General features: G+C 57.4%; 1 protein-coding gene. It reads left to right on the plus strand.

Going from position 1 to position 371, the window contains the following annotated elements:
- The coding region (locus FKM52_RS21545; protein ID WP_246085577.1) for a GTP-binding protein at positions 1-371 on the plus strand (371 nt) is incomplete at both ends.

Here is a 371-nt window from a genome sequence, read left to right on the forward strand (position 1 = left end):
GCGCACGTTGACTGCCCGGGCCACGCCGACTACGTGAAAAACATGATCACCGGTGCTGCTCAGATGGACGGCGCTATCCTGGTTGTTGCTGCGACTGACGGCCCGATGCCGCAGACCCGTGAGCACATCCTGCTGGGTCGTCAGGTAGGCGTTCCGTACATCATCGTGTTCCTGAACAAATGCGACATGGTTGATGACGAAGAGCTGCTGGAACTGGTTGAGATGGAAGTGCGTGATCTGCTGTCTCAGTACGACTTCCCTGGCGACGACACTCCGATCGTTCGCGGTTCCGCGCTGAAAGCGCTGGAAGGCGAAGCAGAGTGGGAAGAAAAAATCATCGAGCTGGCTGGTCACCTGGATACCTATATCCC

Source organism: Mixta tenebrionis, from assembly GCF_006517625.1.
GTDB lineage: Bacteria > Pseudomonadota > Gammaproteobacteria > Enterobacterales > Enterobacteriaceae > Mixta > Mixta tenebrionis.